This is a genomic window from Acidovorax sp. FG42, assembly GCF_057809195.1.
The window spans coordinates 179691-196771 of sequence record NZ_JBMDJM010000008.1 but is presented as its reverse complement, the minus strand read 5'-3'; the positions used below and the strand labels follow the sequence as shown (position 1 = coordinate 196771).

The 17081-nt window shown below is 66.4% G+C and carries 14 protein-coding genes; 9 read left to right on the top strand and 5 right to left on the bottom strand.

All coding sequences use genetic code 11. From position 1 onward, the window contains the following. The 6 genes from ACODSM_RS11170 to ACODSM_RS11145 all read left to right on the top strand — a co-directional run. Positions 1–211 (top strand): EAL domain-containing protein (locus ACODSM_RS11170; protein WP_488805299.1); only part of this gene is annotated, 211 nt, incomplete at its 5' end. Continuing rightward, entirely contained in the window at positions 208–2721 is a 2514-nt protein-coding gene (locus ACODSM_RS11165; RefSeq protein ID WP_291446258.1) for a putative bifunctional diguanylate cyclase/phosphodiesterase, read from the top strand. The genes ACODSM_RS11170 and ACODSM_RS11165, both read left to right, overlap by 4 nt. A gap of 49 nt (positions 2722–2770) precedes the next feature. Further along, the gene (locus ACODSM_RS11160; protein ID WP_488805298.1) at positions 2771–3982 is read left to right on the top strand and encodes an FAD-dependent monooxygenase; all 1212 of its coding nucleotides are present in this window, start codon (positions 2771–2773) and stop codon (positions 3980–3982) included. A gap of 314 nt (positions 3983–4296) precedes the next feature. Beyond that, on the top strand, positions 4297–6219 hold the full coding sequence (locus ACODSM_RS11155) for a PrkA family serine protein kinase (RefSeq protein WP_060984991.1): 1923 nt from the start codon (positions 4297–4299) through the stop codon (positions 6217–6219). A 47-nt stretch (positions 6220–6266) separates the two neighbouring features. Next, positions 6267–7535 (top strand): YeaH/YhbH family protein, encoded by a 1269-nt coding sequence (locus tag ACODSM_RS11150; protein WP_291446262.1) that lies wholly within the window; start codon positions 6267–6269, stop codon positions 7533–7535. Continuing rightward, positions 7532–9163, top strand: coding sequence for a SpoVR family protein (locus tag ACODSM_RS11145; protein ID WP_488805297.1), 1632 nt, complete (start codon positions 7532–7534; stop codon positions 9161–9163). The genes ACODSM_RS11150 and ACODSM_RS11145 overlap by 4 nt, the downstream gene beginning before the upstream one ends. A gap of 98 nt (positions 9164–9261) precedes the next feature. On the opposite strand, the gene ACODSM_RS11140 is transcribed toward ACODSM_RS11145, so the two are convergent. After that, positions 9262–9648, bottom strand: a complete 387-nt coding sequence (locus ACODSM_RS11140) for a MerR family transcriptional regulator (RefSeq protein ID WP_060984994.1) — start codon at positions 9646–9648, stop codon at positions 9262–9264. Positions 9649–9741: 93 nt separating this feature from the next. Here ACODSM_RS11140 and ACODSM_RS11135 point away from each other — a divergent pair, with 93 nt between their 5' ends. Continuing rightward, on the top strand, positions 9742–10224 hold the full coding sequence (locus ACODSM_RS11135; RefSeq protein WP_488805296.1) for a hypothetical protein: 483 nt from the start codon (positions 9742–9744) through the stop codon (positions 10222–10224). Here the strand turns inward: ACODSM_RS11135 and ACODSM_RS11130 are convergent. Beyond that, positions 10196–11374 (bottom strand): MFS transporter, encoded by a 1179-nt coding sequence (locus ACODSM_RS11130; protein WP_488805307.1) that lies wholly within the window; start codon positions 11372–11374, stop codon positions 10196–10198. The genes ACODSM_RS11135 and ACODSM_RS11130 overlap by 29 nt on opposite strands. 677 nt (positions 11375–12051) lie before the next feature. Here ACODSM_RS11130 and ACODSM_RS11125 point away from each other — a divergent pair. Then, entirely contained in the window at positions 12052–12414 is a 363-nt protein-coding gene (locus ACODSM_RS11125) for an MliC family protein (protein WP_015015403.1), read from the top strand. Positions 12415–12508: 94 nt separating this feature from the next. On the opposite strand, the gene ACODSM_RS11120 is transcribed toward ACODSM_RS11125, so the two are convergent. Together ACODSM_RS11120 and ACODSM_RS11115 are read right to left on the bottom strand one after the other, a co-directional pair. Next, positions 12509–13030 (bottom strand): hypothetical protein, encoded by a 522-nt coding sequence (locus ACODSM_RS11120; RefSeq protein WP_488805295.1) that lies wholly within the window; start codon positions 13028–13030, stop codon positions 12509–12511. Continuing rightward, positions 13014–13841 carry a DUF6502 family protein gene (locus ACODSM_RS11115; protein WP_488805294.1) on the bottom strand — a complete coding sequence of 276 codons (828 nt, stop codon included), beginning with the start codon at positions 13839–13841 and terminating at the stop codon, positions 13014–13016. Before ACODSM_RS11115 ends, ACODSM_RS11120 begins: the two co-directional genes overlap by 17 nt. A gap of 180 nt (positions 13842–14021) precedes the next feature. Here ACODSM_RS11115 and ACODSM_RS11110 point away from each other — a divergent pair, with 180 nt between their 5' ends. Continuing rightward, positions 14022–16037 (top strand): beta-propeller domain-containing protein, encoded by a 2016-nt coding sequence (locus ACODSM_RS11110; RefSeq protein WP_488805293.1) that lies wholly within the window; start codon positions 14022–14024, stop codon positions 16035–16037. Positions 16038–16175: 138 nt separating this feature from the next. Here ACODSM_RS11110 and kynA read toward each other — a convergent pair whose 3' ends face one another. After that, positions 16176–17063, bottom strand: a complete 888-nt coding sequence (gene kynA, locus ACODSM_RS11105) for a tryptophan 2,3-dioxygenase (protein WP_488805292.1) — start codon at positions 17061–17063, stop codon at positions 16176–16178. Positions 17064–17081: the final 18 nt, after the last annotated feature.

Genomic DNA, 17081 nt, shown 5'->3' with positions numbered 1-17081 from the left:
GGCCAAGAGCCTGGACCTGGAGGTGGTGGCGGAGGGGGTGGAGACGACGGGGCAGCTGTCGTTCCTGAGGCTGCATGGGTGCGAGGGGTTCCAGGGGTATCTGTTTGGCAGGCCCGGGCCTGTCGAGCTGTTCGAGCGTGAGCACTTCCCGGGCCATTCGGCGCCCTCGCTCGCTACCTCACAGCCCGCACAGCAGGAGCAACGGCCATGAACGGCGTGGGCATCCTGTGGGTGGACATCGATACCCAGCACGCAGCGGCCGCGCGGCGGTTGATCGCGGCGCGTTACCCGGATTGGCGGGTGGTCAACAGCCCCACACCCGAAACCGCCAAGGCCCCCCTCGCCAGCCAGGCCTGGGACGCCGTGGTGCTGTGCCTCAAACCCAGCGACCAGGAACTGCCCGGCCTGCTGGAGTTGTGCGCAGGCCGCCCGGTGCTGATGTGCATCGATGCAGCGCAAGAGGCCCTGGCCGCGCGCGCGTTCCGCTGCGGGCTGGGCGACTATGTGCTGCGCGAAGCCGACGGCGCTGCGCACCTGAGCGAGCTGCTCAACCGCCTGGTGGCGCTGGTGCAGGGCGCGCAGGGGCGTGGCCAGCCCGTGCGGATGGTGGACGCCCGCATCTGGCAAGAGGCGTTGACCATGCTGCAGGAGCAGCGCTCGGCCCTGCAGGCCACGCTGGCCAGCATGAGCCAGGGCATCTTCAAGACCGGGCCCGACGGCCGCATCACCGTCTACAACGAGCGCGTGCTGGAGCTGCTGAATTTGCCCGAGTCGCTGATGGCCACGCGCCCCACGCTGGCCGACCTGACGCGTGTGCAGGCCGAGCGCGGAGACTTTGGCGAGGGCTATAGCCTGGTGGACCGGCGCGGGCACGACTACGTGGCCCAAGGCGCAGTGGCTCCGGCCCCGGCCTTGTACTGGCGCACCACGCGCGATGGCCGCACGTTCGAGGTGCGCACCACCTCGCTGGCCGATGGCAGCCTGGTGCGCACGTTTGCCGATGTGAGCGACTACGTGCGTGTGGAAAACGAGCTGCGCGAGAGCGAGGCGCGCTTCCGGTCCCTGAGCGATCTGTCGTCCGACTGGTATTGGGAGCACGACGCCGAGGGCCGCTTTGTGCAGCTGGCCGGGGACCTGAGCGTGAACGGTATCCCGCTGTCGGACGTGATGGGGCGCACACGCTGGGAGATCGGCGCCCTGAACATGACCGATGCCGACTGGGCTGCGCACCGCGCGGTTCTGGCGGCACACCAGCCGTTCCGCGACCTGGAGCTGCAACGCCGGCGCGCGGATGGCAGCATGCACTGGATCTCGGTCAGCGGCGTCCCCGTCTTCGATGCCAATGGCGCCCTGCGTGGCTACCGGGGCGTGGGCCGCGACATCACGGAGCGCAAGCAGGTCGAAAGCCAGATCGAACGTCTGGCGTTTTATGACTCGCTGACGGGCCTGCCCAACCGCCGCCTGCTGGTGGACCGGCTGCAACATGCCACGGCGGCGGTGGCACGCTCTGGCACCCAGGGCGCACTGCTGTTCATCGACCTCGACAATTTCAAGGACCTCAACGACACCCTGGGCCACGACACCGGCGACCAGCTGCTGCTGCAGGTGGCGCAGCGGCTCAAGGGTTGCGTGCGGGAGTCCGACACCGTGGCCCGCTTTGGGGGCGACGAGTTCGTGGTGCTGGTGGAGGGCCTCAGCGCCGACCCTGCCCACGCCAGCGCCGAGGCGGCGCTGGTGGCCAGCCACATCACCACCACGCTGGGCAAGCCTTACGCTCTGGGCGATGCCAGTCACCACAGCACACCCAGCATCGGCATTGCGCTGTTCGGCCAGCAGACCGTGAGCGTGGACGAGCTGCTCAAACACGCGGACTTGGCCATGTACCAGGCCAAGGCGGCGGGGCGCAACACCCAGCGCTTCTTCGACCCCGACATGCAAGCGGCCGTGAGCAACCGCTCGGCCCTGGAGGCCGACCTGCGCCGGGGCCTGCAAGAAAAGGAGCTGGTGCTGTACTACCAGCCGGTGGTAGACGGCAAAGGCCGCTTGCAGGGGGCCGAGGCCCTGGTGCGCTGGCGCCACCCGCGCCGGGGCATGGTGTCCCCCGCCGAATTCATTCCGCTGGCGGAGCAGACCGGGCTCATCCTGCCCTTGGGCCAATGGGTGCTGGAGGCGGCGTGCGCACAGCTGGTGGCCTGGTCGCGCAGCTCGCTCACCCGGCAGTTCTTCCTGTCGGTGAACGTGAGCGTGCGGCAGTTCCGCCAGCCCGACTTTGTGGAGCAGGTGCTGGGCGTGCTGGACGCCACGGGCGCCAACCCGGAACGCCTGAAGCTCGAACTCACCGAGAGCCTGTTGATGGCCGATGTCGAGGACGTGATTGCGCGCATGGAACACCTGCGCCGCTATGGCGTGGGCTTCTCGTTGGATGACTTTGGCACGGGCTATTCCAGCTTGAGTTACCTCAAGCGGCTGCCGCTTGACCAGCTCAAGATCGACCAGGGCTTTGTGCGTGACCTGCAGACCGACCCCAACGACGCCGCCATCGTGCGCACCATCCTGGCCCTGGCCGACAGCCTGGACCTGGCGGTGGTGGCCGAGGGCGTAGAGACCACAGGCCAGCTCGAATTTTTGCAGCGCTACGGCTGCAAGGCTTTTCAGGGCTATCTGTTTGGTCGGCCCATGCCCGCCGAGGTGCTGGAGCGTGCGCTGCGGCCTGCGCTATGACCTGCGCTAAAGCAAAGGTCCGCCGGCGCGCGCAGTTCACAATCGCGCCATGAAAAAACAGGTGTTGGTCGCCGGTGGCGGCATTGGCGGCTTGGCCGCTGCGTTGGGCGCATCGCGGGCCGGATGGGAGGTGCGGCTGTACGAGCGTGCTGCTGCCTTCAGCGAAGTGGGTGCGGGCGTGCAGATCGGGCCCAACGTGGTGCGCCGCTTGCAGGCCTGGGGCCTGCAGCAGCCGCTGCAAGCGGTAGCGGCCTTCCCCAGCCGCTTGCAGGTGCGCAATGCCGTCAGCGGCAAAGAACTGGCCGTGTTGCCCCTGGGGCCCACGGCGGTGGAGCGCTACGGCGCGGCCTACGCCACCATCCATCGTGCGGACCTGCATGGCCTGCTGCTGTCTGCCGTGACCCAATACACCGACACGCAACTGCACCTGGACCATGCGATCGACAGCTTTGCCGATGCCGACGGCGTGGTGACCGTGCGCACCAGCCGGGGCAAGCAGGTTGAGGGCGATGCCCTGATCGGTGCCGATGGCCTCTGGAGCCGCACGCGAACCCAGCTTCTGGGCGCGGTACCGCCACGCGTGACGGGACACCTGGCCTACCGCGCGCTGGTGCCGCAGCATGCGCTGCCCGACGCCTTGCGCACGGCGCAGGTCACCGCGTGGCTGGGCCCGCGCCTGCATGCGGTGCAATACCCCGTGCGCCGGGGCGAGCTGCAGAACCTGGTGGTCATCGTGCAAGGGCCTGCGCCGCAAGACCTGGAGAACTGGGACCACGCCGCCAACGCCGCTGGCCTGGATCATGCACTGCAAGGCACCTGCACTGCGCTGCAGGACGTGGTGCGCAGCGTGAGCGCCGTGGGTGGTGCTGGCTGGCGCCTGTGGCCCTTGTGCGACCGCCCGCCGGTGCGCAGCGCCGACGAGATGGCACAAGGCCTGGTGGCCCTGCTGGGCGATGCCGCGCACCCCATGCGGCCGTACCTGGCGCAGGGGGCTGGCATGGCCATTGAAGACGCGGCCGAGCTGCAGCGGGCGTTGGCCATGCATGACCTCGATGTACCGCTGCGCCTGCGTCGCTATGCGTTGAACCGCTGGCAGCGCAACGCGCGGGTGCAGGCCAGGTCCACGCGCAATGGTCGCATCTTCCACGCCACGGGGCCCGTGCGCTGGGGGCGCGACCTGTCGTTGCGCCTGCTGGGTGAACGCGTGCTGGATGTGCCGTGGCTCTACCGGGGCGATGGCTCCAGCGCCAGCTCCTTGTGACGGGGAGTGTGGGCAGGCCCTGCGAATGAGCCTCAGGCGCAGGGGTCGCGTACGGGGCTTCGGAAGGACCTCCCGGTTGTCAGGATATTCCCTATCCGGGGCAACCCCTGCCAGTGTTTTGCAGGGTGAACTTCGTGCAGTGTGCCACGCTCTATCCCTGTATGTGCAACGCCACAAAAAGGCCAGTCACATGCCCGCGAATTGGCTGTTCAAGCGCAGTTCGTGGTGCTACAAAGTACCAAGCCGGTAGCGATTGCCAATGCAACACCGTGGTACCACCTGAGCCCGCCAGGGGTGCCGCCACAGGAGGTCGTATGGATGCCATCAGCAACTTCGCCGCGCGCTACGCCCGTAGCCGCGAAGAGGAAATGTCGATCGACGAGTACCTCGCCGAGTGCAAGCGTGATCCCATGGCCTACGCCACATCGGCCCAGCGCATGCTGGCCGCCATTGGCGAGCCCGAGATGGTGGACACGCGCAACGACCCGCGCCTGTCGCGGCTCTTTGCCAACAAGGTCATCAAGCGCTATCCGGCCTTCACCGAGTTCTACGGCATGGAGGAGTCCATCGAACAGGTGGTGAGTTTCTTCCGCCATGCCGCGCAGGGGCTGGAAGAGCGCAAGCAGATCCTTTATCTGCTGGGCCCGGTGGGTGGCGGCAAAAGCTCGATTGCCGAGCGCCTCAAGGCGCTGATGCAGAAGGTGCCGTTCTATGCGCTCAAGGGCTCGCCGGTCAACGAATCGCCGCTGGGCCTGTTCGATGCCGCAGAAGACGGCCCCGTGCTGGAGGAGCAGTTCGGCATTCCGCGCCGCTACCTGCAGCGCGTGCTGTCGCCCTGGGCGGTCAAGCGGCTCGAAGAATACGGCGGCGACATCCGCCAGTTCCGGGTGGTCAAGCGCTACCCCAGCGTGCTCAAGCAGGTGGGCATTGCCAAGACCGAGCCGGGCGACGAGAACAACCAGGACATCTCCAGCCTGGTGGGCAAGGTGGACATCCGAAAGCTCGAAACCTTTGCGCAGGACGATACCGACGCCTACAGCTACAGCGGCGGCCTGTGTCTGGCCAACCAGGGCCTACTGGAGTTTGTGGAAATGTTCAAGGCGCCCATCAAGGTGCTGCACCCGCTGCTCACGGCCACGCAGGAGGGCAACTACAAGGGCACCGAAGGCTTCGGCGCCATTCCGTTTGACGGCGTGGTGCTGGCCCACAGCAACGAAAGCGAGTGGAAGGCGTTTCGCAACAACAAGAACAACGAGGCGTTCCTCGACCGCATCTACATCGTCAAGGTGCCGTACTGCCTGCGCGTGAGCGAGGAGATCCGCATCTACGAAAAGTTGATTCGCGAATCGTCGTTGGGCAACGCCGTGTGCGCTCCCGGCACGCTCAAGATGATGGCGCAGTTTGCCATCCTCACGCGGCTGAAAGAGCCCGAGAACTCCAGCATCTTCAGCAAGATGCAGGTGTACGACGGCGAGAGCCTGAAGGACACCGACCCGCGCGCCAAGAGCTATCAGGAGTACCGCGACTACGCGGGCGTGGACGAGGGCATGACGGGCATCTCCACGCGTTTTGCGTTCAAAATCCTGTCGAAGGTGTTCAACTTCGACAGCGCCGAGGTGGCGGCCAACCCGGTGCACCTGATGTATGTGCTAGAGCAGCAGATCGAGCGCGAGCAGTTCCCTGCCGAGCTGGAGACCAAGTACACCGGCTACATCAAGGAGTTCCTGTCGCCGCGCTACGCCGAGTTCATCGGCAAGGAGATCCAGACGGCGTACCTGGAAAGCTACAGCGAGTACGGCCAGAACATCTTCGACCGCTACGTCACCTACGCCGACTACTGGATCCAGGACAACGAATACCGCGACACCGACACGGGCGAGGTGTTCGACCGCAGCGCGCTCAACGCCGAGCTGGAGAAGATCGAGAAGCCCGCCGGCATCGCCAACCCCAAGGACTTCCGTAACGAGATCGTCAACTTTGTGCTGCGGGCACGGGCCAACAACCAGGGCAAGAATCCCAGCTGGACGAGCTACGAAAAGCTGCGCCTGGTGATCGAGAAGAAGATGTTCTCCAACACCGAAGAGCTGCTGCCGGTGATCAGCTTCAACGCCAAGGCCAGCGCCGAAGAGGCCCGCAAGCACGAGGACTTTGTCACCCGCATGGTCAACAAGGGCTACACGCCCAAGCAGGTGCGGCTGCTGTGCGAGTGGTACTTGCGCGTGCGCAAGAGTAGCTAGGGTCGGTGCCAGGGCCACAGGCCCTGCATGGGGAACGGGAGCAACGGATGGCATTGCAAATCATCGACCGCAGGCTCGCTGGCAAGAACAAGTCGGTGGGCAACCGTGAGCGATTTGTTCGCCGCTACAAGGAGCAGATCGCGGATGCGGTGCGCCGTGCCGTCTCGCAACGTGGCATCCGCGACATGGAGCAGGCCGAGAACATCACCATCCCGCGCAAGGACATCAGCGAGCCTGTGTTCCACCACGGCCAGGGCGGCATCCGCGACACCGTGCACCCTGGCAATGCAGAGCATGTGCGCGGCGACCGCATCGAGCGGCCCCAGGGCGGTGCGGGCGGGCGTGGGTCGCAGGCCAGCGACAGCGGCGAGGGCGAGGACGACTTCACCTTCACGCTGACCAAAGAAGAGTTCATGCAACTCTTTTTTGAAGACTTGGCGCTGCCGCACCTGCTGCGCACCCACATCGGCGAGAACCCGCAATGGAAGTCGCGCCGCGCAGGCTACAGCCAGGACGGCATCCCCAACAACCTGGCCGTGCTGCGCACCATGCGCGGCGCCTTGGGCCGGCGCATTGCGCTGGGCAAGTCGGCGCATCGCGAGCTGCTGGCGCTGCAGGCCGAACTGGACGCGCTGCTGGCGCAGGACGACGGAACCAGCGAGGCGGTGGCCGAGCTGCAGCGCCGCATCGACGCGCTCACGGCGCGCATCGGCAAGATTCCATACTTGGACCCCATCGACCTGCGCTTTCGCGCGCGCACGCCGGTGCCTTTGCCCAGCAGCCAGGCGGTGATGTTCTGCGTGATGGATGTGTCGGGCTCCATGGATGAGACGCGCAAGGACCTGGCCAAGCGGTTCTTCATCCTGCTGTACCTGTTTCTCACGCGGCACTACGAGACGATCGACATCGTGTTCATCCGCCACCACACCCAGGCGGCCGAGGTGAGCGAGGAGCAGTTTTTCCACTCCACCGAAAGTGGCGGCACGGTGGTGAGCAGCGCGCTGGTGCTGCTGGACCAGATCATCCGCGCGCGCTACCCGCAGGGCGACTGGAACATCTACGTGGCCCAGGCCAGCGACGGCGACAACTTCACCAACGACAGCGGCATCTGCCGCAACCTGTTGGTGGACAAGATCCTGCCGCTGGTGCGCTACTTTGCCTATGTGCAGGTGGCGGAGGAAGAACAGAACCTGTGGGACGAGTACAGCCAGCTGGCGCCGCTGTACTCGCACTTTGCGATGCGCAAGGTTGGCGCACCCGGCGACATCTACCCCGTGTTCCGCGACCTGTTCAAGAAAGAGGGGGTGGCCGCATGAACAACGTGGTGCAGTACCCCGTGCTGGAGCGCCGCCAGAGCGACAACCCCTGGAAGGCCGCTGCCGTGGGCGAGCGCCGCCACCGCGCCGTGCCCGGCCAGCCTCTGCCTGCGGGTGCGCGGCCTGCGGAGCCATTGCCCGACCCGAGCGACTGGACGTTCGAGCTGATCGAGCGCTACCACGCGGCCATCGCCGCCACGGCCGAGCGCTTTGGCCTGGACACCTACCCCAATCAGCTGGAGATCATCACCGCCGAACAGATGATGGACGCCTACTCCAGCGTGGGCATGCCGGTGAATTACCGGCACTGGAGCTACGGCAAGGAGTTTTTGGCCACCGAGCGGCGCTACCGGCGCGGGCACATGGGGCTGGCGTACGAGATCGTCATCAACTCCAACCCCTGCATCAGCTACCTGATGGAGGAGAACACCACCGCCATGCAGGCGCTGGTCATTGCCCACGCCGCCTACGGGCACAACAGCTTCTTCAAGGGCAACTACCTGTTTCGCATGTGGACCGATGCGTCCAGCATCATCGACTACCTGGTGTATGCCAAGGACTACGTGGCCCAGTGCGAGGAGCGCTACGGCACGGGCGAAGTGGAGCGGCTGCTGGACTCGTGCCATGCCCTGGCCAATTTTGGCGTGGACCGCTATCGCCGCCCCTCCAAGAAGAACCTTGCTCGCGAACGCCTGGAGCGCGAGCAGCGCGAAGCTTACGCCCAGCAGCAGGTCAACGAGCTGTGGCGCACCCTGCCCACCCGCCCCGGCAAGGAGGATGCGGCGCAAGAGCACAACCGCTTTCCGCAGGAGCCGCAGGAGAACATCCTGTACTTCATCGAAAAGAACGCTCCCCTGCTGGAGCCCTGGCAGCGCGAAATCGTGCGCATCGTGCGCAAGATCGCCCAATATTTCTACCCCCAGCGCCAGACCCAGGTCATGAACGAAGGCTGGGCCACCTTCTGGCACTACACGCTGCTCAACACGCTGTACGACGAGGGGTATCTGAGTGATGGCGTGATGATCGAATGGCTGGGCTCGCACACCAACGTGGTCTACCAGCCGCCCGTGGGGCACCGCGCCTACAGCGGCATCAACCCCTATGCGCTGGGCTTTGCCATGTACCGCGACATCCAGCGCATCTGCCAGAACCCCACAGCGGAAGACCGGCACTGGTTCCCCGACATTGCAGGCACTCCCTGGCTGCCCGCGCTGGACCATGCCATGCGCAACTTCAAGGACGAGAGCTTCATCGGCCAGTACCTCAGCCCGCACCTGATGCGCGAGATGCGCCTGTTCGCGCTGCATGACGACGCCGCCGAGCGCGACCTGGTGGTCAGCGAGATCCATGACGAGAACGGCTACCGCAGCCTGCGCCAGCTGCTGTCACAGCAGTACGACCTGGGCACGCGTGAGCCCAACATCCAGGTGTGGAACGTAAACCTGCGCGGCGACCGCAGCCTGACCTTGCGCCACACCCAGTACCAGGGCCGCCCGCTGGCCGACGACACGCACGAGGTGCTCAAGCACGTGGCGCGGTTGTGGGGCTTTGGGGTGCAGATCGAGAGTGCGGACGCCGACGGCAACCACCCGGTGCTGCTGCACCAGGTGCCCGCCTCCGCCACCTGACGGGGCTGCGCTGGTACCTGCGCCGCGGGTGAAGGATTGTTGCTCTATTTTTGATAGCTGCTGGCGCATGATGCACTAGCGCTACCGCCAGATTGGACTCAAAAAGCAGGCGAAGCGGCCTTGGCCCGTGGCGCACGGGCCTGCAGCGGGCAGTCGGTAGCCACGCGCTCGGCCAGGGTCTGGCGCAGGGTCTGCAGTGCGGCAATGCGGTCATCAATCTCCTGCAGCTTGGCGGCGAGCACCTGCGCCAAGGCGGGGCCGGGCTCGGCGGCGTCCCAGATGGCGGGCAGCCGGTCTCCGATCTCCGCCAGGGTAAAGCCCAGCTGCTGTGCGGTGCGGATGTACTGCACCAGCGTCACCACCTCGGGGGGGTAGTCGCGGTAGCCGTTGTCCAGGCGCCGCGCGCGGATCAGGCCCTGTTGTTCATAAAAACGCAGCGCCTCGCGGCTCAGGCCCGAGGCCGTGGCCAGTTCACCGATCAGCATGATCTGCTCCCCCTCACAAAGTGCTTGACCCTGAAGCGTACTTCAAGGTGGAAGCTCGGGGCCTCATTGATCCATTCACAGAGGTCTCCTGTCATGCCCATCCCCGCCTTCGCTTCCGACCGTTACCTGCGCATCGTGCGCGCCAGCGGCTGGTACGACCTGCTCGTCACCTGGCCGTTTGCCTTGCCCTGGACCTTTGCCTGGCTCTATGCCCAACTGAATCTGCTGGCCCAGGCGCTCGCTCTGCCCGGCACCTTGCACCCTTTGGGCACCACGCACATGCTGCTGGCCAACCTGCTGGGCTCGGTGGTGGTGGTGTGGTCGCTGGCGCGCATCGTGGCGCCCACGGTGTTGCTGGGGCGGCTGGACGGCGTGGCGCGGTTTCTGTTTGCGGCCTGGCAGATCTACGCGGTGGCGCACGGCGCCAATGCCATCGTGCTGGGTTTTACCGCGTTCGAGTTGCTGTTTGGTGTGCTGCAGTGGTGGCGCGTGGCGGGCAGCAGCACGGCACTGTGCCCGCCCGGCCCCGCACAGGGGAATGATCGGGTCAATGGGCGGGCGCGGGCAGCAGCCTGAAGGCCAGTGCGCCCACCGCCAACATGGCGGCAATGGTCAACATCACCGCCACATAAGGGTCTGCGCGCTGTGCGGCGGCGATGGAGGCCGCCACGCCCGTCACCCATTGCATCAGCGCCACGCCCAAGAACAGCGCCATGGTGAACACCGCCATGGCACGCCCCGTGACGGCGGGGGCGTAAGCCGAGCGCACATCCGAGTACTGCAGCACCATGTAGCCGGACAGCAGGCCCACGGCCACGGAGCCGCCCACGTCCAGCCATTCGGCATGCAAAAAGCCCATGGCTGCAAACAGCGCCGCCAGCAGGGCCGTAAAGCCCAGCAGCCAGCGCCTGCGCCGTGTGGGGCCAGGGTCCAGCCGACCAAAAAAGGCCGGGCTGAACAGCGACACCAGCGATGACAGCATGGCCACATTGCCGCTGGCTACCAGCGAATAGCCGTGCCGCTCGATCAGCAGCGGCCCCAGCCACAGCCCGCGCAGCGTGAGGAACGAGGCGTACGTCATCAGTGCCAGCAGCAGGATGCCGGCGGTGTGCGGCAGCAGGAACAGCGCGCCAAAGCCACGCACCGCCTCCAGCACCGATTCGCGCGGGGCTGCATCGTCGATGGGTTGTGCGGGCTCATGCACCTTCCAGAAGATCAGCAGCCAGGCCAGCGCCGCCAGGCCCGCCAGCACGCCAAACCCCATGCGCCAGGACGACTGCTGCACCAGCCAGGCCAGGGGCGTGCCGGTAAATAGCATGCCCAGCCCACCCACCCCCATGGCCACGCCCGACACCATGGCAAACCGCGACGCCGGAAAGTAGCGTGCGATGAACACCGTACACACCAAAAATGCGGGCGCGCAGCCCACCCCGATCAGCACCTGCCCCAGCAGCACCGCGCCATAGCCCGGCGCCAGTGCCGACAGCACCGCGCCCGCAATGGTCAGCGGAAACGCCACCAGCAGCGTGCGCCGCACGCCATACAGGTCGATGCCAATGCCCATGAACAGCTGCATGGTGCCAAAGGCAAACGCAAACGCCCCGGCAAACACCCCCAGCGCCTGTGCCGACAGCCCGAACTCGGCCCGCAAGCCCGTCGCCATGATGGCCGTGATGGTGCGAAACGCCTGGCTCAGCGCAAAGCCTGTCACCAGCGCCAGCAGCATGGCCCATGCGGCGCGGGGGGCAAGAAGCGGTGGGGAGGGCGGTGAAGTGGGCACGGGGGCGGTCTCCAGGGCAGATGGCGGTGGCGGTCGGGAGCGGCTCTCCGTCGGCCATCAGGCCCGGTGAGGTTACCCGCAGAGCAGAACTGCCGCTGTCGCCGACGGACGGGGCGGTGCCTGCCGAGCGGCGCCCGCAGGTGGGCTGGTTCGCAGGCTCTTAGGGTATGTCCCAGTCTGCCCGCTGCATACCCCACCAAACGCATCGGATGTTGCCCGTTTTGGGGTGCTTGTGCCAGCAATCGGACGTTTGTGCGGTGGATTGGGCTTTTGAATGCACCCAATCGGGACCGGTCTGCAGGTAGTGGGCGCCGTCATGAGGGCGCCACAGGGCGTAGGCAGACTTTAGAGGAGGCTCTCGATGTGGGGATGACCCCAATGACGGTGCCGGGGGCGTGGGGCACTCTTGTGTCCATGCGCTGCACCGGGTGTGTGCCACGGTTCTGGAATCGCAGATTTCGGTCTCTCGCAATCAGGATGGTGCAGGTGGTGGTGAATGGCAAGGTTTGTGCTTAGTGGCAGCCAGGGGCGCTGAAAAGGCCCTGTGGGCCGGTGGCCACAAGCCGTTGGATGGAAGTTGTCGGGCGCGCTGCGAGGCTGCGCCGCGATGTCAGGAGTGACCGATGAAGACGATGGTTTTGCTGGGTTCGGGTGCGTTGGCTACCCTGTTGTTGTCGGGCTGCGCAAGCCAGCCCCCTGCCATGCAGGCGTTCAGCGCCCCCGCCGACGGCAGCAGCATGCAATACGCCTGCGGCAATGGCGAAAAGGTCGAGATGCAGTTCTACCCCGAGCAAGGCCGCAGCGTGATGCGCCGCAGCGGCTGGACGGTGGAACTGCCCAAGCAGCCGGCTGACAGCGGCTACGCCTACAGCAACGGCCCCACCACGGTGCTGGGCAAGGGCAACGAATTGACGATCCAGATTGGACACCTGGCACCGATCTGGTGCCGCAGCAACCGCGGCATGATGGTGGCGGGCGTCCAGTAACCTGGTTTCTCTTTGACCCCAGCCTGCAATGGGCTGGTTTGGTTTTCGCATTTTTCAGGGCCTGTGCAGCTGTCTGCACAGGTCCTGTGTCGTTTCAGCGCGCCTCGGGCGTGCAGGCGCCGGGGGCGGTTGCGGCAGACGCAGGGCGCTGCTCCAGCGTGCGGGAGGCGACCAGCAGGTTGCCCTGTGCGTCCCGCACGGTGACGACCACCTCGCGGCTGCTGTCGGCGCGGGTGTCGCTGAAGTGCAGTTGCATCTCGGCGGCCACGGTGCGGGTTTGGGGCTCGCCGCCGTTGGCAAATTCCGTGGTTTCCAGCGTGACCTGCAGCAGCGCCACGCCCTGCGCATCGATCTGCCACGGGCCGGTGAACACAAAGCGCTGGCAGGTGATGTTGAGTTCCACCCGCTCGTTTTCCAGCAGCAGCTCTGCGCTACCGCAATGCAGCGCGCAGGGGGCTCCCACCGTGAAACCCGCGCCCGAGAAATAGACCGCGCCGTTGATCGGGCCGGTGCCCGTGCCACCGGTGCCGGGACCGCAGGCGGCCAGCACCAGCAGGGCCGTGGCGGTGGCCAGCAGCCGGGCCGCCCGGGCCCAGAGTTCAGGAAGGACGTTCATCTTGGTCTGCGGCATAGAAGTAGCTGCCAAAGCGGGCGCGCCGGTTGCGCTCACTGGGCGGGGTGTTTTTCTGGTCGTGGTCGTAGCGCGCCTGGGCCTCGGTCATCACGGTCTTGAAGGCCTGGCGCCAGGCCTTGGCGGCCACGGCGTGCAGGCGGCGGGCGGATTCTTCGCTGAGCTGGTCCACAAACACGGCCTGCTCCAGGTAGTTGTGCTCGCCCTCCAGGTTGAGGCTGGCGGCGGCCAGGTGATCGTGCAGGTTGTCCTGCATCAGCTGCGCCATCTCGGCAAAGCCCTGGCGCGGTACAAAACCGGCGACCAGCAGGCGGATCTGGCCGTCCTCGCCTTCCTCGGCCATGCCCAGGCGCACCAGCTCGTCAAGCACCGCGCGGGGCCGCACATCGCTGCTGATGCTGGCCACCAGGCCGTCGAAGTGCGGGGACTCGCCGCTGCGGGGCAGGGGGCGGGGCTGACCCTCGTCATCCAGGCAATCTGTCTGGCTCAGCCAGCGCGCGGCCACCTGGCTGGCCATGTTCAGCGGGGTTTCGCCGGCTTCTTCTTCAGCGGCGGGCTCGGCCAGGCGGCCCAGGTTGCGCACATCGCGCCGGTGCACGCCCGACATGAGGCTCACCGCGCTGTCGGTGGTCTTCTTGCCCGAGCGCTGCAGCTCGTCGTGCGCAGCGTCCAGAAAAACCTTCTTCATCGCCGCCGCAAACGCGGGGTAGGCCACGCCATTGCGCAACAGCAGGCGCGCCAGAGGGCGCAGCACGTGCAGGGCAGAGGCCAGAACGATGGCGGAGCGGGAGGGCATGAAAAAGGGCCGAAACGCGGAGAGTGTTAGGAACAGGCTGTGATTGTCATCTGGTTGACGGTTGGAAATTTTGTGGGATATTATCCCACTTATCTACGATGCGGTGTGAGCACAAGCCGACGCCGCGCCGTGGGTATCCGCATTCACAGGGAGAACAATCACATGAAGAACCGAGGGTTGATGAACACATTGGCGGGCATGTCCCATGCATCGCCCGCATGGCTGGCCGTGGCCACCGCCGCATTTGTGGCGGGCTGCGGTGGCGGGGAGGGCGGCACACCGCAGACCCCCAACGAGGCGCGGCTGCAGGTGGCGCGATCCGGCGATCTGGTGGCGTACTTCAAGGCCAAGATTGCGCAGCGGGTGGCGCTGGGCTATCCGGGCACGGCCATCACCGTGCCCACCGTGGGGGGCTTGAGCAGCGCGGGCAGCGTGGTCACCCACACCGGCTCGCCACTGGCAGGCACAGCGGTGGAGGAAGACGGCCTCATCAAGGCCGAGGGCAACATGGTCTACGGCCTGCACCGCGCCTATGCCACCGACACCGGCCGCGAGCCGCCGCGCCTGGCCGCACTGGCCCGCGCGGCCGATGGCAGCCTGTCCAGCGTGGGCAGCGCCGTGCTGGACGCCAAATTCATCCCTCAGGGCTTTTATGTGGCGGGCGGTGGCACGCGCGCCGCCGTGTTGTCGCAGCAAGACCCGTATGCCGACCGCCAGCCCGTGGTGGCTGCGGCCGACGCCAGCATCACCGTGTTGCCGGAGTACAGCCGCACGCTGTCGCTGGACCTGTTCGCCATCCACAAGGACATGGCGCCCGCGCAGATCAAGCAGATGCGCATCGATGGCCTGCTGGTGGGCAGCCGCTTGATTGGCAACACGCTGTACCTGGTCACCACCTGGTCGCCCGACCTCACACGCTTTACCGTGCCGGCAGGGGCAACGGCATCGGCGGTGGATGCAGCACTCAAGGACCTGAACACCGCCGCGCTGATCCCTACCCTGCGCGTGGATGGCGGCCAGCCGCAGCCGCTGGTCGATGAGGCCGACTGCCTGGTGCAGACGGGCAACGCGTCGCTGTCGCTGCAGCTCACGTCCATCACGGCCATCGACCTCACCTCGTCCAGCCTGGCGCGCACCAGCCGTTGCTTTGCGGGTGGCAGCGAGGCGGTGCACTTGGGTGCGCGCAGCGTGTATGTGGCCAGCTCGCGGCAGTACCGCTATGGCGGCGATGTGACCAACGCCTTGTTCCCGGCCGACAGCCGCACGGACATCCACAAGTTCACCTTCCGTGGCGCGCAGGTGGACTACGACGCATCGGGCAGCGTGGACGGCCACCTGGGCTGGGACCTGCGCCGCCTGCCATCGCGCCTGAACGAATACCAGAACGATCTGCGCGTGCTGACCTTCACCGGCAAGACGGGCCAGAGCGGCATGCCGCCGGTGACCATTCAGGCCCAGCAGGCCTCCCCCGCGCTGCTGACCGTGCTGCGCGACAGCGGCCGCGACAGCTATCTGGGCCCACAGGCCAAGCTGCCTATCCGGCTGCGCACGGCGCGGGGCGATCAGCAGATCGACAACCTGTTCTTTGCTGGCACCCGGGCCTATGCCACCCCCTTTGTTAGCACCGAACCTGTGTGGGTGCTGGACCTGGCCAACCCCGCCAATCCCGCCGTGGCGGGCGAGCTGGTGGCGGGCGGCCATGCCGACCACCTGGTGCCGCTGCCGAACGGCCTGTTGCTGGGCGTGGGCAAGGACAGCGCCCAGGGCGGCGTGGCCGACGGCATTCAGCTTGCGGTGTTTGACGTGCGCAATGCCGCGCAAGGCAAGCGGTTGACCACGCAGGCGGCGGGCGGCCGGGGCAGCATCACCACACTCGACAGCACCCGCCCGGTGCTCAACCTGCAAGCCATGGATGGCAAGGTGCGCCTGGCCTTCCCCGCCCGCGTCTACCAGGCACCCACGGGCGTAGGCACGCCACCACCAGTGCGGGGCTACCAGGGCGCCTTGCGGCTGGAGGTGAACACTACCACCGGCGCGCTGGCCCAGCGCTCCATGGTGGTGTCCACCGCCATCCTGAACGGCGACACGCCCGGGCTGTACAGCCGCTTTGACATCGCCAACGAGCGCAGCCTGCAGGTGGACAACGTGGCCTACCAGCTCTCGGGCGGGCAGGTGTTTGCCAAGGCCGGAGACTGAAGCGCCGCCGAGTGCGAATCAGGGAGAGAACTATAAAAAAGATAGCTACCAGCGCTCTACCGTAGGGCGCAGGCGGCAGTTCAAAGGCCTGTTCACCGGGGTGGTGAACAGGCCTATTTTTTCGGCGCGCCGTTGTGCTTACAGATCCGTGCGCAGTTTCCAGATCTCGGGGAAGAGCACTACATCCAGCATCTTGCGCAGGTAGTTCACCCCGCCCGTGCCGCCCGTGCCGCGCTTGAAGCCGATCACGCGCTCCACTGTGGTCACGTGGCGGAAGCGCCATAGGCGGAAGGCGTCTTCCAGGTCGGTCAGCTCCTCGCCCAGCTGGTACAGGTCCCAGTGCTTTTCGGGGTTGCGGTACACGGTGAGCCAGGCCTGTTCCACCGCGTCGTTTTCCACATACGGCTGCGTCCAGTCGCGTTCGGTGTGGCTGGCGGGCACGGCCAGGCCACGCCGCGCCATCAGGCGCAGCGCCTCGTCGTAGAGCGACGGTGCCTCGTAAGCCGCCTGCACCAGCGCCAGCAGGTCGGCGCGGTGCTCGTGGGGCTTGAGCATGGCGCGGTTCTTGTTGCCCATCGAGAACTCGATGCAGCGGTATTGGTAACTCTGGAAGCCGCTGGACTGGCCCAGGTACGGCCGCATGGCGCTGTACTCGGGCGGCGTCATGGTGGCCAGCACGTCCCAGGCGTGCACCAGCTGCTCCATGATCTTGCTCACGCGCGCCAGCATCTTGAAAGCAGGCGGCAGCTCGTCGCGCGCAATGTGGCCGATGGCCGCGCGCAGCTCGTGCAGCATGAGCTTCATCCACAGCTCGCTGGTCTGGTGCTGCACGATGAACAGCATCTCGTCGTGCGCGGGCGACAGCGGCTTTTGCGCGGTGAGGATGGCGTCGAGCTGCAGGTAGTCGCCATAGCTCATGGATTGGCTGAAGTCGAGCTGGGCGCGCTCCTCGTGCACGATGGATTCGGGCAGGGCGGCAGATGCCGCGTTGTTGTCACCCGCAGGGGTTTGCGAGAAAGGGCACATGATGGTGGTTTGCCTTTC

Excerpts from the sequence above, each read along its gene's own strand:
- ACODSM_RS11165 (WP_291446258.1), top strand. The coding sequence starts at position 208 with ATGAACGGCGTGGGCATCCTGTGGGTGGACATCGATACCCAGCACGCA.
- ACODSM_RS11160 (WP_488805298.1), top strand. The coding sequence starts at position 2,771 with ATGAAAAAACAGGTGTTGGTCGCCGGTGGCGGCATTGGCGGCTTGGCC.
- ACODSM_RS11155 (WP_060984991.1), top strand. The coding sequence starts at position 4,297 with ATGGATGCCATCAGCAACTTCGCCGCGCGCTACGCCCGTAGCCGCGAA.
- ACODSM_RS11150 (WP_291446262.1), top strand. The coding sequence starts at position 6,267 with ATGGCATTGCAAATCATCGACCGCAGGCTCGCTGGCAAGAACAAGTCG.
- ACODSM_RS11145 (WP_488805297.1), top strand. The coding sequence starts at position 7,532 with ATGAACAACGTGGTGCAGTACCCCGTGCTGGAGCGCCGCCAGAGCGAC.
- ACODSM_RS11140 (WP_060984994.1), bottom strand. The coding sequence starts at position 9,648 with ATGCTGATCGGTGAACTGGCCACGGCCTCGGGCCTGAGCCGCGAGGCG.
- ACODSM_RS11135 (WP_488805296.1), top strand. The coding sequence starts at position 9,742 with ATGCCCATCCCCGCCTTCGCTTCCGACCGTTACCTGCGCATCGTGCGC.
- ACODSM_RS11130 (WP_488805307.1), bottom strand. The coding sequence starts at position 11,374 with ATGCTGCTGGCGCTGGTGACAGGCTTTGCGCTGAGCCAGGCGTTTCGC.
- ACODSM_RS11125 (WP_015015403.1), top strand. The coding sequence starts at position 12,052 with ATGAAGACGATGGTTTTGCTGGGTTCGGGTGCGTTGGCTACCCTGTTG.
- ACODSM_RS11120 (WP_488805295.1), bottom strand. The coding sequence starts at position 13,030 with ATGAACGTCCTTCCTGAACTCTGGGCCCGGGCGGCCCGGCTGCTGGCC.
- ACODSM_RS11115 (WP_488805294.1), bottom strand. The coding sequence starts at position 13,841 with ATGCCCTCCCGCTCCGCCATCGTTCTGGCCTCTGCCCTGCACGTGCTG.
- ACODSM_RS11110 (WP_488805293.1), top strand. The coding sequence starts at position 14,022 with ATGAACACATTGGCGGGCATGTCCCATGCATCGCCCGCATGGCTGGCC.
- kynA (WP_488805292.1), bottom strand. The coding sequence starts at position 17,063 with ATGTGCCCTTTCTCGCAAACCCCTGCGGGTGACAACAACGCGGCATCT.